Annotated in this window: 19 protein-coding genes; 8 read left to right on the top strand and 11 right to left on the bottom strand. The window is 57.6% G+C overall.

Going from position 1 to position 17,440, the window contains the following annotated elements; all coding sequences use genetic code 11:
- Nucleotide 1 precedes the first annotated feature (1 nt).
- Nucleotides 2-532: a helix-turn-helix domain-containing protein gene (locus HNQ50_RS22325; RefSeq protein WP_184099772.1), complete on the bottom strand. Its 531-nt coding sequence runs from the start codon at nucleotides 530-532 to the stop codon at nucleotides 2-4.
- 265 nt (nucleotides 533-797) lie between these two features.
- Here HNQ50_RS22325 and HNQ50_RS09120 point away from each other — a divergent pair, with 265 nt between their 5' ends.
- On the top strand, nucleotides 798-1,622 hold the full coding sequence (locus tag HNQ50_RS09120) for a symmetrical bis(5'-nucleosyl)-tetraphosphatase (protein ID WP_184099770.1): 825 nt from the start codon (nucleotides 798-800) through the stop codon (nucleotides 1,620-1,622).
- Nucleotides 1,623-1,703: 81 nt separating this feature from the next.
- On the opposite strand, the gene HNQ50_RS09115 is transcribed toward HNQ50_RS09120, so the two are convergent.
- The 10 genes from HNQ50_RS09115 to HNQ50_RS09070 form a co-directional block, all read right to left on the bottom strand.
- Nucleotides 1,704-2,567, bottom strand: a complete 864-nt coding sequence (locus HNQ50_RS09115; protein ID WP_184099768.1) for a lysophospholipid acyltransferase family protein — start codon at nucleotides 2,565-2,567, stop codon at nucleotides 1,704-1,706.
- A 166-nt stretch (nucleotides 2,568-2,733) separates the two neighbouring features.
- Nucleotides 2,734-3,486, bottom strand: coding sequence for a GNAT family N-acetyltransferase (locus HNQ50_RS09110; RefSeq protein WP_221303096.1), 753 nt, complete (start codon nucleotides 3,484-3,486; stop codon nucleotides 2,734-2,736).
- Between the two features lie 92 nt (nucleotides 3,487-3,578).
- On the bottom strand, nucleotides 3,579-3,776 hold the full coding sequence (locus HNQ50_RS09105) for a DNA gyrase inhibitor YacG (protein WP_184099766.1): 198 nt from the start codon (nucleotides 3,774-3,776) through the stop codon (nucleotides 3,579-3,581).
- 49 nt (nucleotides 3,777-3,825) lie between these two features.
- Nucleotides 3,826-4,584, bottom strand: a complete 759-nt coding sequence (gene zapD, locus HNQ50_RS09100) for a cell division protein ZapD (protein ID WP_184099764.1) — start codon at nucleotides 4,582-4,584, stop codon at nucleotides 3,826-3,828.
- Between the two features lie 171 nt (nucleotides 4,585-4,755).
- The gene (coaE, locus tag HNQ50_RS09095; protein ID WP_221303094.1) at nucleotides 4,756-5,349 is read right to left on the bottom strand and encodes a dephospho-CoA kinase; all 594 of its coding nucleotides are present in this window, start codon (nucleotides 5,347-5,349) and stop codon (nucleotides 4,756-4,758) included.
- Between the two features lie 15 nt (nucleotides 5,350-5,364).
- Nucleotides 5,365-6,240, bottom strand: coding sequence for a prepilin peptidase (locus HNQ50_RS09090; protein WP_281386171.1), 876 nt, complete (start codon nucleotides 6,238-6,240; stop codon nucleotides 5,365-5,367).
- A gap of 5 nt (nucleotides 6,241-6,245) precedes the next feature.
- On the bottom strand, nucleotides 6,246-7,487 hold the full coding sequence (locus HNQ50_RS09085; RefSeq protein ID WP_184099760.1) for a type II secretion system F family protein: 1,242 nt from the start codon (nucleotides 7,485-7,487) through the stop codon (nucleotides 6,246-6,248).
- A 46-nt stretch (nucleotides 7,488-7,533) separates the two neighbouring features.
- Nucleotides 7,534-9,246, bottom strand: coding sequence for a type IV-A pilus assembly ATPase PilB (gene pilB, locus HNQ50_RS09080; RefSeq protein ID WP_221303093.1), 1,713 nt, complete (start codon nucleotides 9,244-9,246; stop codon nucleotides 7,534-7,536).
- A 300-nt stretch (nucleotides 9,247-9,546) separates the two neighbouring features.
- A complete protein-coding gene (locus HNQ50_RS09075; protein ID WP_184099758.1) occupies nucleotides 9,547-10,815 on the bottom strand; it encodes an HlyC/CorC family transporter in 1,269 nt (422 codons plus the stop codon).
- 592 nt (nucleotides 10,816-11,407) lie between these two features.
- A complete protein-coding gene (locus HNQ50_RS09070) occupies nucleotides 11,408-12,220 on the bottom strand; it encodes a cytochrome C assembly family protein (protein WP_184099756.1) in 813 nt (270 codons plus the stop codon).
- An 81-nt stretch (nucleotides 12,221-12,301) separates the two neighbouring features.
- Between HNQ50_RS09070 and ffh the strand changes: the two genes are divergently transcribed.
- From ffh to xerD, 7 genes are all read left to right on the top strand, one after another.
- Complete coding sequence (gene ffh / locus HNQ50_RS09065) at nucleotides 12,302-13,645, top strand: signal recognition particle protein (protein ID WP_184099754.1); 1,344 nt, start codon at nucleotides 12,302-12,304, stop codon at nucleotides 13,643-13,645.
- Nucleotides 13,646-13,818: 173 nt separating this feature from the next.
- Nucleotides 13,819-14,070, top strand: a complete 252-nt coding sequence (gene rpsP, locus HNQ50_RS09060) for a 30S ribosomal protein S16 (protein ID WP_184099752.1) — start codon at nucleotides 13,819-13,821, stop codon at nucleotides 14,068-14,070.
- A gap of 10 nt (nucleotides 14,071-14,080) precedes the next feature.
- The gene (gene rimM / locus HNQ50_RS09055; protein ID WP_308419147.1) at nucleotides 14,081-14,629 is read left to right on the top strand and encodes a ribosome maturation factor RimM; all 549 of its coding nucleotides are present in this window, start codon (nucleotides 14,081-14,083) and stop codon (nucleotides 14,627-14,629) included.
- Nucleotides 14,630-14,657: 28 nt separating this feature from the next.
- Nucleotides 14,658-15,458, top strand: a complete 801-nt coding sequence (trmD, locus tag HNQ50_RS09050) for a tRNA (guanosine(37)-N1)-methyltransferase TrmD (protein ID WP_184100151.1) — start codon at nucleotides 14,658-14,660, stop codon at nucleotides 15,456-15,458.
- 4 nt (nucleotides 15,459-15,462) lie between these two features.
- The gene (gene rplS, locus HNQ50_RS09045; protein WP_184099750.1) at nucleotides 15,463-15,846 is read left to right on the top strand and encodes a 50S ribosomal protein L19; all 384 of its coding nucleotides are present in this window, start codon (nucleotides 15,463-15,465) and stop codon (nucleotides 15,844-15,846) included.
- Nucleotides 15,847-15,953: 107 nt separating this feature from the next.
- On the top strand, nucleotides 15,954-16,478 hold the full coding sequence (locus HNQ50_RS09040) for a methylated-DNA--[protein]-cysteine S-methyltransferase (RefSeq protein WP_184099748.1): 525 nt from the start codon (nucleotides 15,954-15,956) through the stop codon (nucleotides 16,476-16,478).
- A 6-nt stretch (nucleotides 16,479-16,484) separates the two neighbouring features.
- The gene (xerD, locus tag HNQ50_RS09035) at nucleotides 16,485-17,396 is read left to right on the top strand and encodes a site-specific tyrosine recombinase XerD (RefSeq protein WP_184099746.1); all 912 of its coding nucleotides are present in this window, start codon (nucleotides 16,485-16,487) and stop codon (nucleotides 17,394-17,396) included.
- The last annotated feature ends 44 nt before the right edge of the window (nucleotides 17,397-17,440 follow it).

The raw sequence follows: 17,440 nt of genomic DNA, 5'->3' as shown, positions 1-17,440 counted from the left end.
CTCAGACCTCGTTCCCGTCTTCAATCAGCCGCTTGTAGCGATACAGTGTGGCGATGGAGACATCCATATACTTGGCAATATCACGGGTATTCAGGCCATTGCGCAGACGCTCGGCAATCTGGCGCATGGCATCTGCATCCAGCTTGGGCCGGCGACCACGGCGCTTGCTGAGCTGGCGCGTGTTGCCCGGGCGCTCTACCCGCAATTGATGAATCAGCAGTTCCAGCAAACGTTGCTGACCTTCCGGCGTATTGGATTGCAACTGCGGCGAGCCGATTTCCAGGGTGGCGCCGCGCCGGTCAATCTGCTCCAGCAAAGACAGAAACTGGAAAGCGCTGAAACCGGCCTGTTTGAGGGAATCAATCACCAGCACGTCGTGCCCCACCATGCTGGTCAGGGCCATGGAAAGCTGCCGCCGCGTGTGTGTGCCCTGATCTACAAAGACCGCCTGGCAATGCAAGCGCTGCATCATGTGCCGGCGTTGTTGGTCCACATCCATATTGCTGTCGTATAACAGGTACCCGATTCTCACTTGTTCGCTCCAGTTCTGGTCAACCGGCGCGCTCAGTATCACGCCGCATGTAGTCGCTAAAGTTATCGACTGGGCGAATTACGCTCCATGAGATTGATCTTATTTTCGCATAAGGCAATCACCACATAATTGCAAATTCGTGACAGGTCTGACCATCTGGCAGGGCAACACGCATGTTGCCTTGCAGCGTGCCCGGGTGCGTCTGCGTATAATTCAGCCAATGTTTGCGTGCGCTGGCGCACGCCGGTTCTGGCAAGGAATACGAATGGCGCGTTACGTGATCGGGGATGTACAAGGCTGTTTTGAAGAATTGACCTTGTTGCTGGGCAGGCTGGATTTTGATGCAACGCGGGATCGCTTGTGGCTGGTGGGTGATCTGGTGAATCGTGGTCCTCAGTCACTGGAGGTGCTGCGCTGGGTGATGGGGCAGGGGGGCGCGGTGCAAACCGTGCTGGGTAATCATGATCTGCATCTGCTGGCCGTGGCGGCGGGCATTGCCAAGCGCAAGGCAGGCGATACGCTCGATGCCATTCTGGACCATCCGCAATGCGCTGCCTTTTGCGAGTGGCTGCGTTTTCAGCCCCTGATCATTGATCTGGATGATTTCTTGCTGGTGCATGCCGGCATCTGGCCTGGCTGGAACAAGGACAAAGCGCTGGAAGCGGCGGCGGCGGTGGAAGCCACGTTGCGTGGCGAACAGTGGCGTGTGTTTTTGCAAGACATGTACGGCAGCCAGCCCGCGCACTGGAGCGAAGCCAGAAACAAAACCGAACGCTTGCGTTTTACGATCAATGCCTGCACCCGCATGCGTTTTGTAGACGAACACTTGAACCTGCAACTCAAGTTCAAGGGTGAACTGGAGCAAGCACCACCGGGGTTGCAGCCCTGGTTTGCCGCGCCGGGCCGTAAACGCACGCCACGCGTGCTGTGCGGGCACTGGTCTGCGCTGGGATTGCGGATGCAGGATGAAGTCTGGGCCACGGACACGGGGTGTATCTGGGGTGGTCAGTTAACTGCGGTGAATCTGGATACTGCGCAGGTGATCCAGCAGCCTGCCTTGCAAAGCTATCAGGCCGTCACGGTGGAATAAACCTGATGAGGCTGGATGCAGCAAAAAGGCCGGCCCTGAGAAGGGCCGGCCTTTTTGTCGCGTGTCGATGAGATACGGGGATCAGATGGCGATTTGTCGCGGCGCCAGGGGTTCATCCAGATCGGTCGGCACGCTCTGGACATCCGGCTGGCTGGCCGGGGCAAACAGGGCCTCGCACGGGCCGTCCCCATCATTCAGGGCGCGATGGGCGGCAACGATGCGGGCTTCTACAAACTGGGTGAGGTGACGGCGGTCTGCGTGGTCCGCCGGGAACGGCGCAAGGAAGTTGACCTCGGCATGCAAGCCACGAGCACCCAGCACCTGCCAGAGCGAGCTGACAATGGACATATCGTCGACATACGCCGGCACCGGGTTGTAGTTGCCGTCTGCATCGGTGTAGCGCAGATACACCGGCTGGATCGTGGCACGGCTATCGAGCGCGGCCTGCATCAGCGAAGAACGAAACGGCAGAATGCGCGAGCCATCCGAGGTCGTGCCTTCCGGGAACACCGCGACACAATGTTCAGACTGCAGTGCTTCGATCATCACGTTGTTCACGCGATGTGCGTCACGCTTTTTCTCGCGCTCGATAAACAGCGTGCCGGTGTGGCAGCACAACCGCCCAATCAGCGGCCACTCACGGATTTCCGATTTGGCGACAAAGCGCGACACGGTCACCGCGTTGAGCATGAAAATATCCAGCCAGGAAATGTGGTTGGATAACAACAGATGATTGGGTGGGTAGAGTCCGGGCGCAATGCCTTGCACGCGCACGGTAATCCCCAGGATTTTTGCCAGTCTGGATGACCACCAGTGGGTGTAGTCAATCCGCTCGGCCTGGCTCATATGCGGAAAGCGTAGGGCGCCCACGTACAGTGCACGCGTCAGGTGCAAGGCAAAGCGGGATAGACGACAGATACGCAGCGCGGTACGGGTAAGCGGCATGGCAGTCGATACAGCGGGACACGTTTCTGTTCTACCTCAGTATTCTGAGGAAAAAACGCACCCCAACTGTTTCAATTTTGATCAAAGACAAATCAGTTTAGCTGCTTGTGTCGGGTGTCGAAATGGTCATATTACAGACTGTCTCGCCCAGACGACTAAACTGCGCTCAACGCATGAAATGGCGGGCGTAACGGTTGTCTACCTGATGCATGGACAACAACAAAAAGAGGTCTGCCGTGTTGAAGTCCGGATCCCAGGCTGGCGTGCCGCACAGTTGCGCACCCGCGCGCAAATAGCCTTTGATCAGCGGTGGAATTTCGACATCCAGTTTCTGATTCAGCGCAGCCAGCGGCAGCGGACAACGCGGGAACACACGCCACTCAACCGGCCCCATCGCCGTTTCCGCCAGCTTGTTGTAGATGCTGGCGGCCGTGTGGCCCCCATCAGCCAGCGATACACTGGCACAGCCCACCAGATAGCGGTAATTGCGTTCGCGCATATAGCTGGCCAGACCACTCCACAGCAGGGTGATGGTGGCGCCAGTACGGTAGTCCGGGTGTACGCAGGAGCGGCCGATCTCGACGATTTGTGAGCGGATATGCGCCAGGCGGGTCAGATCGAATTCGGTATCAGAATAATAGCTGCCCAGTTTCTGGGCTTGATGCGGCGGCAGGATACGATAAGTGCCAACGACTTCGCCCGTATCTTCGTCCTGGACGAGCAGGTGATCGCAATAAGCGTCAAACAGATCCTGATCCAGGCCAGCTTCGCGGGCGTGGATGCGGGCGCCCATTTCTTCAGCAAATACGCGGTAACGCAGGGCCTGGGCAGCACGGATGGCGTCTTCATGTTGAGCCAGGCTGACGGTCAGACGACGCTTCTTGGTAGCCGGTGCGGTATTGTGGGTCTGGAGCATCATTTCCCTCCTGTGGGTATGGAGAGAAATTAAGCGGAACGCGTGACCATGCAATGACGGTTTATTGAAGAAACCGTGACGCCACGATGGCCAAATTATGACAGGTGCGGCGGGACGGATTCGTCGAACGGGTCGTTTTCGACTGGCACGCGATAACTTTCGGACGCCCAGCCACCCAGGTCAATCAGGCGGCAGCGCTCGCTGCAGAAGGGACGGAACGGATTTTCGGCCGAATATTCGCTCTGCTTTTTGCAGGATGGGCAGGTGACCTGGCGGGGTTTACTTTGTGTCATGGGTGTTTCGGTCTTTTCGCAACCAGGTTGCGTCTTGATGCATCTGTTGTTACAGATTGCAGTAGCTCAGGGCAAATTCAATATCCGCTTCCACCACTTTGGTGCGATCCCCGGAGGTAGAAGGCTGGATAAAGCGCACATTGATGGCGTAGCGGTTGGCCGAGAGTTCAGGCACTACCGGCAGATCAGACGGCAAGGTGACGCGCAGCATCTGGATGGTCTTGCCGCCCGACATTTGCTGGAACGAGCCCTGGCGCGCCGTAAAGTGCGACACCTTGGCCGAATCGCGCAACAGGCGCAGTACGATCTGGATGCCATGGCGGATTGGCATCAGTGGCCCAAGCCAGCGTTCCAGATCGGCTTTACGCCGCTCTGGCGCTTGCTGGCGCCAGTAGTGATAGGAGGGCAGGTCAAACTCACAGGCACCGCCAGGAATGGCCAGACGCTGCTTGATGGCCATTAGCCACTCGTTTTCCCGCAGGTATTGCCCCACCTTGCCGGTCATTTGCAACAACTGGCCATGTGTTTCTTCGATATCCGACAGCACACGCTCCAGCGCTTCTTCTGAAATATGCGGGTTGTGGCGTAAAGCCGACAACGACTGCCGTTGACGCTCCAGTTCCTGCAGCAGATCGGATTTCAGATCGGCCCGACTGGCGACTTCCATAATCTCGAATAACCCGACCAGCGCAATGTGATGGTCAAGCGGATGCTCCCGCGCTGCTAGCGTGGTGGTCCGGTCGTAGATGTCTTCCAGACGCAGCAGGGTGCGAATCCGCTCGTTAATGGGAAATTCGTAGCTAATCACAGTGTGCCGGGCAGGTAGGGGAGGCAAAGATGATCAATTTTGCAGCAAGCCAGGACGTTTGAAAACCCGTCGTCCCGTTTGCGAGTGCCAATTTCACATGAATCGCGCCTGATTGAGCGTTATTGCTGCTAACAATAGGCGAAAAAATGGGCCTATGCCGGATTGTCTGCTTCAGTCTGCACTGAAACGGGCATGCCATTGCCTGACCTGAGTGGTCAGCGCCTCAAGGCTGCCGCTGTTATCGATGACGGCGTCGGCGCGGGCCAGCCTTTGATCTCGTGTGAACTGCGCTGACAGCAAGCGATCAATGGCCTGTTCATCAAGCCCCCGCTCTGCCAACCGGGTGCGCTGCTGTTCCAGCGGGCAATCCACCACCAGCGTACTTTCTACCAGTTTCAGAAAATTCCCAGTCTCAAACAGTAAAGGCACGACCAGTAGCGCGTAATCGTGCTGCTTGCCCAGCCCGTCCAATGCCGTTTGGGCAGCGGCCAGAATTCGCGGATGAAAAATTGCCTCCAGCCGCGCGCGCGAGTTGGCATCGGCAAAGACCAGTTCACGCATGCGGCGGCGATCCATCGTGCCGTCAGCGGCGATGAATTGCTCGCCAAATGCATGGCGCACGTCATCAAGGGCGGCAGACGGTGGTCTGGATAAGGCGTGAGCAATGTCGTCGGTATCGATCACGCCCGCGCCCATGTCGGCAAACAGCCGTGCCGCAGTGGATTTACCACTGCCTGCGCCACCCGTGAGGCCGATAACCCGCATGATCAAATACCCCGCTTAGCCAGCAAGGCCGCCAAATAAGAGTGCTTGCAAATGATTGCCCCAGATCAGCATCGCCCAACCCGCCACGGCCAGGTAGGGTCCAAAGGGCATGGGCTTGCCAAAGCCGCGCTTGGCCGCCACAACCATCACGATGCCCAGTACCGCACCGGCAACCGAAGACAGCAAGACGATGACGGGCAGGCTTTGCCAGCCAAACCAGGCGCCCAGAGCGGCCAGTAGTTTGAAATCGCCATAGCCCATGCCTTCTTTGCCGGTGGCCAGTTTGAACAGCCAGAACACGGTCCACAGCACCAGATAGCCTGCCGCAGCCCCAACGACAGCAGAGGTCAGGCTGGTAAACCCGTCGCTGATATTGAACAGCAACCCGGCCCACATGAGTGGCAGGGTGATGCTGTCGGGCAGTAGATAAGTGTCGGCATCGATAAAGAACAGTGCAATCAGCGCCCAGGTGATCAGAATACCCGCCGCCGCATGGGCGCCAAAACCCAGATGCATGCCGGTCAAGGCAGTCAGTATGCCGGTGAGTAACTCTACAGCGGGGTAACGCACACTGATCGGCGTGCGACAGCGACGGCATTTACCCCCTAGCACCAGCCAGCTCACCACCGGAATGTTTTCCAGCGCGGTGATCTGGTGGCCACAAGAGGGGCAGGCCGAACGCGGTACCACCAGATTGTAGCGACTCGCTGGTGGCGGCAGCGGTGCATCCGGGGGCAAATCGATGACCGCGCACTCCTGGCGAAACTGAGCCTCGATCATTCTGGGCAGGCGGTGAATCACCACATTCAGAAAACTGCCCACCAGCAGCCCGAGAATTAAACAAAACCCGCCGAACAACAGCGGGTTTTGGGAAAACAACGTTGCATACATCTGCATTAGCCGACCGCCTGACCCATCTTGAAAATTGGCAGATACATGGCGACGACAAGACCGCCAATCAAAGTACCCAGCACCACCATGATGACCGGTTCCATCAGGCTGGACAGTGCTTCCACCGCGTTGTCGACTTCTTCTTCGTAGTAATCGGCCACTTTGCCCAGCATCGAATCCAGGGCGCCTGACTCTTCACCAATGGCGGTCATCTGCAACACCATGTTGGGGAAGACGTTGGTGTTTTGCATGGCCGAGGTCAAACTGGTCCCGGTGGCTACTTCCGTCTGGATTTTGCGGGTCGCTTGCCGGTAAATGTAGTTACCGGATGCACCGCCCACAGACTCCAGAGACTCCACCAGCGGTACGCCTGCGGCAAACATGGTCGACAGTGTCCGGCTCCAGCGAGCCAGTACCGAGTTACGCATGATTTCGCCGAGAATCGGCAGCTTGAGCGTCCAGCGGTCAATAGCGATCTGTACGACTTCGGAGCGGCGCCACAAACGCATGAAGCTCCAGAAACCACCGAAAATCACCCCAAAGATCAGCCACCAGTAATGCACAAAGTAATCGGAAATCGCCATCACGACCAGGGTCGGGCCAGGCAGATCGGCACCGAAACTGGAGAACAAGTCCTTGAATGCCGGGATCACGAAAATCATGATCACAGCGGTAATGACGAAGGCGGCCACAATCACCGCCGTCGGGTAGAACATGGCGGATTTGATCTTCTTTTTGACCGACAGCATCTTTTCCTTGTAGGTCGCCAGACGCGCCAGCAGCGTGTCCAGAATACCGGCCTGCTCACCCGCTTGCAGCAGGTTACAGTACAAGGCATCAAAATACTTGGGGTGCTTGCGGAAAGCCTGCGTCATCGACGAACCGGACTCGATTTCGGCCTTGATATCCAGCAAGAGTTTGGTCACTGACGGGTTGCTATGCCCCTTGGCCACAATATCAAACGACAACAGCAGCGGCACGCCCGACTTGAGCATGGTCGAGAGCTGCCGGGTGAACATGGTGATATCTTCATCCGTAATACGCTTGCCGCGGCTGACGCGCTGGCGCTTGACGCGGATGACGTTGATGCCCTGGCGGCGCAGGTGAGTTTTGATCACCGCATCGCCGCTGGCCCGGGATTCTCCCTTGATGATCTTGCCGTTGCGATCCTTGCCTTCCCAGCTGTAGGTATATTCTTTGACCTTGAGCTGTTGTTGTCTGGCCGGCCGTGCCGTGGTTGTCGCCATATGCTGGTCCTTGTGTGACACGCTCTGGCGTGTCCGGTGGCTGCGATTATTCGTTGGTGATCGCCATGATTTCTTCAAGCGAGGTCACGCCTTGCTTGACCTTCAGCAGACCGGATCTGCGCAGGTCACGCACGCCTTCCTGGCGTGCCTGGTCCGCGATATCGATCGCCGTACCATTTTTCATAATGATACGGTTCATTTCATCCGAGATCGGCATGACCTGATAAATGCCCACGCGGCCCTTATAGCCGGTACCTTTACATGTGTCACAACCAACAGGTTTGTAGGGAGTCCAGCTGCCGTCCAGGTCGGATTCCTTGAAGCCGGCATCCAGCAAAGCCTCGTGCGGGATGTCCACCGGCTGCTTGCAGGCCGCGCATAAACGACGGCCCAGACGCTGCGCCGTGATCATGATGACGGAGGAGGCGACGTTAAATGGCGCCACGCCCATGTTCAGCAGCCGGGTCAAGGTGGTCGGCGCATCGTTGGTGTGCAGGGTGGAGAACACCATGTGACCGGTCTGCGCCGCCTTGATGGCAATATCCGCAGTTTCCAGGTCACGGATTTCACCGACCATGATCACGTCAGGATCTTGCCGCAGGAAGGCCTTGAGGGCCACCGCAAAGGTCAGACCAGCCTTTTCGTTCACGTTGACCTGGTTGACCCCCGGCAAGTTGATTTCAGCCGGATCTTCCGCGGTCGAGATATTGGTGCCCGGTACGTTCAACAAGTTCAGGCAGGTATAGAGCGACACCGTCTTGCCCGAGCCGGTCGGCCCGGTGACCAGCACCATGCCGTAAGGCCGGTTGATGGCATTAAGCAAGTGTTCCTTCTGGTCCGCGTCATACCCGAGTGCATCAATCCCCAGCGTCGCGGACGTCGGGTCAAGAATACGGATACAAATCTTTTCGCCGTGCAGGGTCGGCAAGGTGGATACCCGGAAATCAATGGCGCGGGTGCGGGAGAGCACCAGCTTCATCCGGCCATCTTGTGGCACGCGTTTTTCCGAGATATCGAGTTTGGAAATCACCTTGATCCGCGAGGCAATCTTTTCCTTGATGGCCAGCGGAGGTTGCGCCACTTCACGCAAAATCCCGTCTTGCCGATAGCGGATACGGTAGAACTTTTCGTAGGGCTCAAAGTGGATGTCGGATGCTTCTGCCTTGATCGCATCCAGCAAGATTTTCTGGATGTATTTGACGACCGGTGCATCATCGACCTCAATGGTCGCGACGTCCTGCTGGGGCTGTTCATCGTCGCCCCCTTGCAGTTCCAGATCGGCATCATTGACCTGCAAGTCTTTCAGACTGGAGCCAGAAGCCTCAATCAGCTTGGCTTGCAGCACCAGCAGCTTGCCGTCTTCCACCACAATGGGTTCGATCTGCTGGCCGGTCTGAAAGCGGACCTCTTCCAGTGCCTGCAGATTGGTGATGTCCGAAATGCCGATAAACAGCCGTGTGCCCCGCTTGAACAGCGGCACAATCCGCTGTGCGCTCATCAGCTTGGGGTCGAGCACACCCTGCGGGATATAGGTGTCGTCGATCTGATCCAGGTCCAGCAGGGGGTAGCCGAACGCCTGTGAGCTGAATTCAGCTACTTCTTTGCCGGTCATTTTCCGGCTCTGGATCAACTGTTCGATAAACGAGGTTTTGCCATCACCGGCATTGCCATGAATGGCTTCGATATCGGCTTCAGCCAGTCGCCCGTGCTGAACCAGCAAACGCGCCAGGCCGGAAATGGGGGCAGTAGTGGTAGACATGATCGCCGTATTCAATTCGTGCAGGTTAATTGACCAACACCAAAACAATGGATTGCGGTATTGCCAATCCGCTTTACCGGCCCTGTTCGTCAGCCTGCAGACAGATATTGTGCCTCGACGAGTTCAATTGCGCCGAAATTGCAGGTTTGGGCGGGTATTAACCAGTCTAGCAAAGACAATAGCGTATTGTGCGCATTCTGGGCCTTTCGGCAAGTCACCGAAACGCGGCGCTAAACGGTGTCGCGCTTTCGGCACAAATATGCGTACGGGTGGGCAGTATTGCCCGGATTGCCACCGCAATCAATGCGTCGTGGCGAGCGGATACAAACGAATCACTTTGATACTTCGATCCTGGGTTTGCACAATTTCCAGTCGTTCTCCGGCAATGGCAAGACACGTGCCGGCGTCGGGAATATCCTGAAAATATTCCAGCACGAGCCCATTGAGCGTCTTGGGGCCATCCAGCGGGAAATTGCGTTTGAGTTTGCGATTGAGTTCACGCAGGCTCATGGAGCCATCGAGCAAATAACTGCCATCGGATTGTTTTTCCAGGCGCGATCCGGCCGATGGGGCATTGGTAGTGAATTCGCCAATAATCTGCTCAAGAATATCTTCCAGCGTAACCAGGCCCCGCAATTCACCGTATTCATCCACCACCAGGCCGATCCGGCGACGGTTTTCCTGGAAATTCTGTAATTGCGTGAACAGGGGTGTGCCGGAAGGAATGAAGTAGGGTGGCCGGATCAGCGTGCGCAATGTCTCCCCGGTCAATTCATCCTCACCCAGCGAGAGCGCCTTGCGGGTGTGCAAAATCCCGACCATGTTGTCGGCATTGCCCTCATACACCGGCAAGCGGGTGTGATGGCAGGTATACAACTGGCGGGCGAGGACTTCTTGCGGGGCATGCAGGTCCAGCGCCTCAATTTGATGGCGTGGCGTCATCACGTCATCCACGGTGATGTTGGTCAGTTCAAACAGATTGACCAGAATCGTGTGATGCTTTTTCTCCATGAACCGGCCGGATTCCAGCACCAGCATGCGTAATTCTTCCGGGCGCAGGCTGGCGTGGTCATGCTTTTTGCCTTGTAAATGCAAGAGGCGCAGCAGGCCATGCACAAACAGATTGATGAACCAGACCGCCGGATAAAAGACCCGCAGCAACAATGTCAGCGGATAGCTGGCCAGCAAGGCAGAGCGATCCGGGTGGGTGGCGGCAATGACCTTGGGCGTCGCCTCGGAAAATACCAGAATGGCAAACGCCACCGTCAACGTAGCCAGTCCCAGTGCCACATGGTCATCCCCGAACAGCCGGGTGGTGATGAGGGTGGCCAGTGTCGCCGTGGCGGTATTGATCAGGGTGTTGCCCAGCAAGATCACGCCCAGCAGGCGATCCGTGTGATCCAGTAGTTTGAGCGTGAGCAGCGCGCCGCGATTGCCCTGCTGGGCCAGCGCTTTCAGTCGGAAACGATTCACCGCCATCATGGCGGTTTCTGAGGCAGAGAAAAAAGCAGAACTAAACAGGCAGAGGATCAGCGCTGCGATCAACTCGCCTATGGGGATGTCGTCCAAAGCGGCATTCCGGAATGGTAATGGGACGGATTATAGCAGTGCTGCCCCTGGCTATTGAAAGCAGGGAGGACGCGTATCACGCTTGCTGCTCCGGGCAACGCCGCCAGTCCTGGTTTTGCACGGCATGCTACGGCGGCTGAGAAGGGCGATCTGGCAAGGCGCCGCAACGCAGCCAGCCCTGATTTTGTACAGCAATGCTACGGCGGCTGAGAAGGGCGATCTGGCAAGGCGCCGCAACGCAGCCAGCCCTGATTTTGTACAGCAATGCTTCGGCGGTTGAGAGAGGCGATCGGGCAAGGCGCGGCTACGCAGACAGTACGTACAAGTACGGCAAGTGGCCGCAACGCAGCCAGCCTGGTTTTGTACAGCAATGCTTCGGCGGTTGAGAGGGGCGATCTGGCAAGGCGCGGCCACGCAGACAGTACGTTATAAGTACGGCAAGTGGCCGCAACGCAGCCAGCCCGGTTTTGTACAGCAATGCTTCGGCGGTTGAGAGAGGCGATCTGGCAAGGCGCGGCCACGCAGACAGTACGTACAAGTACGGCAAGTGGCCGCAACGCAGCCAGAGCGCCGCTCTCAGCCGCGTACCATGCTAGCCGAGGCCTGGGCGGTGCAGGATGACATCCAGCACAAACCGGCTGCCGATATAACCCAGAATCAGCAAAAAGAAGCCCGTCGTTGTCCACAGTGTGGCCACACGCCCACGCCAGCCCCGCAAGCGGCGGCCCAGCAGCAGCAAGCCGTACACCAACCAGGCTGCCACGGAGAGCACAATCTTGTGATTGAACTCCAGCGCCCGGCCAAAAATTTCTTCGCTAAAGGTAATGCCGGTGACCAGGGCCACGGTCAGTAGCAAAAAGCCGGTGCTGATGCAGGCAAACAACAGGCGTTCCAGTGCCAGCAAGGGTGGAAGTTTTTGAACCAGCAGATTGGCAGAGGCGTGATGCAGGCGGCGGTCTGCCAGGCGCATCAGAATGGCAACGCCGGTGGCGTTGGTAAACAGGCCATAGGCCAGCATGGCCGCCAGAAAATGCAGGCGCGAGACGCCGTTCTGGGTATAGGTCAGCACATGGCCAGGCGGCAGAACGAGGCTTAACCCCAGCAGAACCACCGTCAACCCTATGACCGGCGGTTGCAGACCTTCCAGCGGAAAAGCAAGGTGGCCCAGCAGGTAGGTAATCAGGGCCAGCCAGGCAATCATCGAAAGCGCTTCTGCGGCACCAAAATGAAGTGGCGGTTCAGCCAGTGCAGGCCAGAGCGCCAGCCCGTGTATGGCCAAGGCCAGCAGCAGAATAGCGTTCTCTGCGCCGGTGTGAATAACCCCGCGTCCAGCCAGACGGGTGCGGCAAAAATGCCACCCCAAAGTCAGATAAATGAACAAGGCGATGAACGCGAGCCAGGACACGGGTATCAAATCAGTTAGAATTGCGGAATCGTTTAGTCTAACAGAGCCCGCTTGTCCGTCGAGCAGGGTCGGGAATTATTTATGCTGGATAACCTTTCCAACCGTCTCTCCGGCGTCGTCAAGACGCTGCGCGGTCAGGCGCGCCTGACTGAAGACAACATCCAGGACGCTCTGCGCGAAGTACGCATGGCGTTGCTGGAGGCCGATGTGGCCTTGCCCGTGGTCAAGCAGTTCATTGCAGACGTCAAAACACGTTCGCTCGGCCAGGATGTCATTGGCAGCCTGACACCGGGTCAGGCGTTTATCGGCGTGGTCTATGAAGAACTGACCCGCCTGATGGGCGCGCAAAATGATGCCCTGAACCTGGCGGCGGTACCGCCCGCAGTCGTGTTGATGGCAGGTTTGCAGGGGGCGGGCAAGACGACCACGTCCGGCAAGCTGGCCAAGCGCCTGAAAGAGACCCAGAAGAAAAAAGTGCTGCTGGTGTCTACGGACGTTTATCGCCCGGCGGCGATTGAACAGCTCAAGACCCTGGCTGCCCAGATTGAAGTGGAATGGTTTCCGTCGGATGTCTCGCAAAAGCCGGCAGATATCGCTAGTGCCGCGCTCGACTACGCCAAAAAGCATTTCCACGATGTACTGATCGTCGATACGGCGGGTCGCCTTGCCATTGATGAAGCCATGATGGCGGAAATCAAGGAACTGCACGCCAGTATCAATCCGGTTGAAACCTTGTTTGTGGTCGACGCCATGCAAGGGCAGGATGCGGTGAATGTGGCGCGTGCGTTTAATGAAACGCTGCCGCTGACCGGGGTGATTCTGACCAAACTGGATGGTGACTCGCGTGGCGGTGCGGCGCTGTCGGTGCGGCAAGTAACCGGCAAACCGATCAAGTTCATCGGTGTGGGCGAAAAACTCAATGGTCTGGAGCCATTCCATCCAGACCGGATGGCCAGCCGTGTGCTGGGCATGGGTGACGTGCTGTCGCTGATCGAAGACGTGCAAAAGAGCGTCGATGAAGCCGAAGCCCTCCAGATGATGAAGAAGGTCAAATCCGGCAAGGGTTTTGACCTGGAAGACTTCAAGGCCCAGATCGGCCAGATGAAAAAGATGGGCGGCATGGGCGCTTTGCTGGACAAGTTGCCCGGCCAGGTCAGCCAGATGGCCAATAATCAGGTCACCGACAAATCCGTGGCGCGCATTGAAGGCATTATCAATTCGATGACCCCGCTGGAGCGCCGCAAGCCGGAGCTGATCAAAGCCAGCCGCAAGCGCCGCATTGCTACCGGTGCTGGCGTGTCGGTGCAGGAAGTCAATCGTCTGCTCAAGCAGTTTGAAGAGACGCAGAAGATGATGAAGCAGTTCAGCAAGGGCGGCATGATGAAGCTCATGCGTGGCATGAAGGGCATGCTGCCGGGGATGTAAACGGCAAAAAATTTTAAGCGGACGATCGGCGCCAGGTGGCGCCGATCGGTGCTTGAAGTGGTGGTAAAGGGTTCTTCCTGGCGCAAGTTCAGCTTTAAAGGCTTGTATTGACTTGTGCTTTTCACATACAATCGCTGGTTTCGCGTAAACCGATTTCAAACTGGGTATCAATCATGGTTGTGATTCGTCTGTCCCGCGGCGGCGCCAAAGACCGTCCGTTCTACAATGTTGTTGTTACTGATTCGCGCAATCGCCGCGATGGCCGCTTCATCGAGCGCGTGGGTTTCTACGACCCGTCCGCCGGTGAAGGCCAGGAACCGACCCGTTTCGCGCTTGACCGCGTGAACTACTGGGTTGGCGTTGGCGCGCAAGTCAGCGACACCGTGGCTCGCCTGCTCAAGGGCTACAAGCCGGCTGCTGCCTAAGCAGTTGACTGTGACCAGCAATAAACCGACTGCCCCGCAAGTCACGCCCACAGCGGTACCGGACGATCTGGTATCCATGGGTTACATCAGCGGGGCTTTTGGTATTCGTGGCGGTGTCAATATCGTCGCGGATACCGAGTCCCCGGATAGCCTGCTCGACTACAAAACGTGGTGGATCGGGCGTGATGGCAACTGGCGTGCTTACAAAGTGGCAGAAGCCTCGGTGCAGCCCAAAAAGCTGTCCGTGCGCTTTGTCGGCGTTGATGACCGCGATCAGGCATTTGCCCTTAAAGGCTGCCAGGTAGCGGTTCCGCGCAGCGAGATGCCACAAGCTGGTGAAGACGAGTATTACTGGGCTGACCTTGAGGGTCTGTCTATCGTCAACACGGAAGGCCAGAGCCTGGGTGTGGTTGAAAAGTTGTTCGAGACCGGAGCCAACGATGTGATCGTGGCGCGTGACGGTGACACCGAACGCCTTGTGCCCTTTGTCGGGCATGTGGTGCTGAAGGTTGATCTGGCAGCCCGCGTCATTACGGTGGACTGGGGTCTTGACTACTGAGGGCACGCCACAGGTCAACAGCGCGCATATGCATTTCGATGCCATCACGCTGTTTCCTGACATGTTCGAAGCCATTACGCGCTTTGGGATTACCCAGCGCGCGGTGGAGCAGGGCATTATTGATTTCGTCGGCTGGAACCCCCGGGATTTCACGCATGACAATTACCGCCGTGTCGACGATCGCCCCTATGGCGGCGGTCCTGGCATGGTGATGCTGCCGCAACCGCTGGAAGACGCCATTGATGCGGCCCGACAGCGCCAGGCGCAATTGGGCATTACGCCCAAAGTGGTTTATCTGTCGCCCCAAGGCGCACCACTCACGCATGAGCGAGTGCTGCAACTGGCGGCAGAACCCGGCCTGATCCTGTTGTGCGGCCGTTATGAAGGTGTCGACGAGCGCGTTTTGCAGCGCCAGGTTGACCTGGAAATATCGGTTGGCGACTACGTGCTCTCTGGCGGCGAATTGCCTGCCATGGTGCTGATGGATGCAGTAGCAAGACACTTGCCTGGTGTGCTGAATACCGCCGCCAGTGCAGTGGAAGATTCATTCGTGGACGGGTTGCTGGATTGCCCGCATTACACCCGTCCCGAAGAATACCGCGGTATGGCGGTGCCGGAAGTGCTGCTTTCGGGTAATCATGCCAATATACGTCGCTGGCGTTTGAAGCAATCGTTGGGCCGCACCTGGTTGCGTCGTCCTGATCTGTTGCAACAGCGTCCGCTTTCAAAAGAGGAAACTCGTCTTCTGGCCGATTTCAAGGCGGAGTATGCGGCACAAGCCGGCTCCCTCCAGTCCGGAGAAGAAGGAACAAGTTTCGTACAGGAGTAAGGTCATGAACCTGATTCAAAAGCTCGAACAAGAAGAAATCGCCCGTCTGGGTAAAACCATTCCTGAATTTGCACCGGGCGATACCGTTATCGTTCAAGTGAAGGTAAAGGAAGGTAACCGTGAACGTCTGCAGGCGTTTGAAGGTGTTGTGATCGCCAAGCGTAACCGCGGCCTGAACAGCGCGTTCATCGTGCGCAAGATCTCCGCCGGTACCGGTGTTGAGCGTTCCTTCCAGACCTATTCCCCGCTGGTTGCTTCCGTTGAAGTGAAGCGTCGCGGTGATGTACGTCGTGCCAAGCTGTATTACCTCCGCGATCGTTCGGGCAAGTCCGCACGTATCAAGGAAAAGCTGCCTGCACGCAAGATCAAGGAAACCGCTGCACAATAAGTTGTGGCGATTTTCTGAAAACGCGAAGCCTGAGGGCTTCGCGTTTTTTTTCGTCCGCGGTTTGCCGCAAGCAGGTAGCATGATGTTTTGCCCCGTCTCCTACGGCCATGTCTGAATCCCCGCGTTCTTTCAACGATGACTTCACCGAATACCACTACGACGCCGTGATTGACAGCCCAGTGGGGCGGCTGGGATTGATAGCGCGGGATGAGGCCCTCAGCCGGATAGACTTCGCGCTCCCGCAGACCCCGCTGCAGGCACCGCAATCCCCGTTGTTGCTTGAGGCCGCCCGGCAACTTGGGCAGTGGTTTGCTGATCCGCACTTTGCTTTTGACCTGCCCCTTAAACTGACTGGCTCGCCGCATGAGCGGGCCGTGTGGGAGCAGATCGCGCAAATTCCCTGTGGCCAGACGCGTACCTACGCCGAGATTGCCACGGCGATTGGCTCTGTCGCCCGCGCGGTGGGTGGCGCTTGTGGTCAAAACCCGCTACCCCTGGTGATTCCTTGCCACCGCGTGGTCGCAGCCAACGGCGTGGGTGGTTTCAATGCGCACCGTGGCGGGGTGGATTGGGTTCCGATCAAGCGCCGCTTGTTGCTGAAAGAAACCCCTGACCTGTTTTCCGATTTCTGAGCGCGCATGGCATTAACGGCAAATGAGCAGCAGCAAGGCTGGATTGATCAGTTCATCGACCACATCTGGCTGGCTGACGGTCTGGCGCAAAACACGGCAGAGAGTTATCGCCGGGACCTCGTCATCTGGGCAGTCTGGTTGCAGGGTGAAGAGAAGGACATGCGCCAGGCCCAGCGTGCTGACGTGCAGGCTTTCCTTGCAGCGCAAGCCCGGGATAGCAAGGCTGCAACGATGGCTCGGCGTATGGCCAGCCTGCGCAAGTTCTACCAGTACTGGATCAACAACGGCCAGATTGCCCATGACCCGACCCTGACGCTCAATACCCCCAAGCGCGTGCGGCCGCTTCCCAAAGAGCTATCTGAAGCGCAGGTCGAAGCCTTGCTGGATGCGCCGGACACCGACACGGATGCTGGCTTGCGGGACCGTGCGATGCTGGAGGTCATGTACGCTACCGGTTTGCGCGTATCTGAACTGATTGGACTCGATAGCTCGGTGCTGCATCTGAATGAAGGGTATCTGCAGGTGGTGGGGGGCAAAGGGGGCAAGCAGCGGCTGGTGCCCCTGGGTGAAGAAGCGCGTCACTGGCTCCAGCAATACCTGGCCCGGTCGCGGCCCCTGCTGACGGCAGGCAAGAGCGTGGCGCTGATCTTTGTGAACCAGCGCGGAGACCCGCTCACCCGTCAAGGCGCCTGGTTCATCATCAAGGGTTACGCCAGTCAGGCAGGCATTGATGCATCACGGTTGTCGCCGCACGTTTTGCGTCACGCCTTTGCCACACATCTGTTGAATCATGGTGCTGATCTCAGAATGGTGCAGGTCTTGCTGGGGCACGCCGATATTGCCACCACCCAGATTTACACCCACGTCGCGACCGCCCGTTTACAGGCGTTGCACGCCAAAAATCACCCGCGCGGCTGAAAGGTGAATTTTCGGTAATTTGTGCCAGGCTGAGATATCACTTT

Source organism: Silvimonas terrae, assembly GCF_014202765.1.
GTDB lineage: Bacteria > Pseudomonadota > Gammaproteobacteria > Burkholderiales > Chitinibacteraceae > Silvimonas > Silvimonas terrae.
Note: the sequence above shows the minus strand (reverse complement) of the source record. Positions and strands in the feature narration are given on the sequence as shown.

What these genes read in the sequence shown, in the direction of transcription:
- HNQ50_RS09120 (WP_184099770.1), top strand. Translation starts at nt 798, where the DNA reads ATGGCGCGTTACGTGATCGGGGATGTACAAGGCTGTTTTGAAGAATTG.
- HNQ50_RS09115 (WP_184099768.1), bottom strand. Translation starts at nt 2,567, where the DNA reads ATGCCGCTTACCCGTACCGCGCTGCGTATCTGTCGTCTATCCCGCTTT.
- HNQ50_RS09110 (WP_221303096.1), bottom strand. Translation starts at nt 3,486, where the DNA reads ATGATGCTCCAGACCCACAATACCGCACCGGCTACCAAGAAGCGTCGT.
- HNQ50_RS09105 (WP_184099766.1), bottom strand. Translation starts at nt 3,776, where the DNA reads ATGACACAAAGTAAACCCCGCCAGGTCACCTGCCCATCCTGCAAAAAG.
- coaE (WP_221303094.1), bottom strand. Translation starts at nt 5,349, where the DNA reads ATGCGGGTTATCGGCCTCACGGGTGGCGCAGGCAGTGGTAAATCCACT.
- HNQ50_RS09090 (WP_281386171.1), bottom strand. Translation starts at nt 6,240, where the DNA reads ATGTATGCAACGTTGTTTTCCCAAAACCCGCTGTTGTTCGGCGGGTTT.
- HNQ50_RS09085 (WP_184099760.1), bottom strand. Translation starts at nt 7,487, where the DNA reads ATGGCGACAACCACGGCACGGCCGGCCAGACAACAACAGCTCAAGGTC.
- pilB (WP_221303093.1), bottom strand. Translation starts at nt 9,246, where the DNA reads ATGTCTACCACTACTGCCCCCATTTCCGGCCTGGCGCGTTTGCTGGTT.
- ffh (WP_184099754.1), top strand. Translation starts at nt 12,302, where the DNA reads ATGCTGGATAACCTTTCCAACCGTCTCTCCGGCGTCGTCAAGACGCTG.
- rpsP (WP_184099752.1), top strand. Translation starts at nt 13,819, where the DNA reads ATGGTTGTGATTCGTCTGTCCCGCGGCGGCGCCAAAGACCGTCCGTTC.
- trmD (WP_184100151.1), top strand. Translation starts at nt 14,658, where the DNA reads ATGCATTTCGATGCCATCACGCTGTTTCCTGACATGTTCGAAGCCATT.
- rplS (WP_184099750.1), top strand. Translation starts at nt 15,463, where the DNA reads ATGAACCTGATTCAAAAGCTCGAACAAGAAGAAATCGCCCGTCTGGGT.
- HNQ50_RS09040 (WP_184099748.1), top strand. Translation starts at nt 15,954, where the DNA reads ATGTCTGAATCCCCGCGTTCTTTCAACGATGACTTCACCGAATACCAC.
- xerD (WP_184099746.1), top strand. Translation starts at nt 16,485, where the DNA reads ATGGCATTAACGGCAAATGAGCAGCAGCAAGGCTGGATTGATCAGTTC.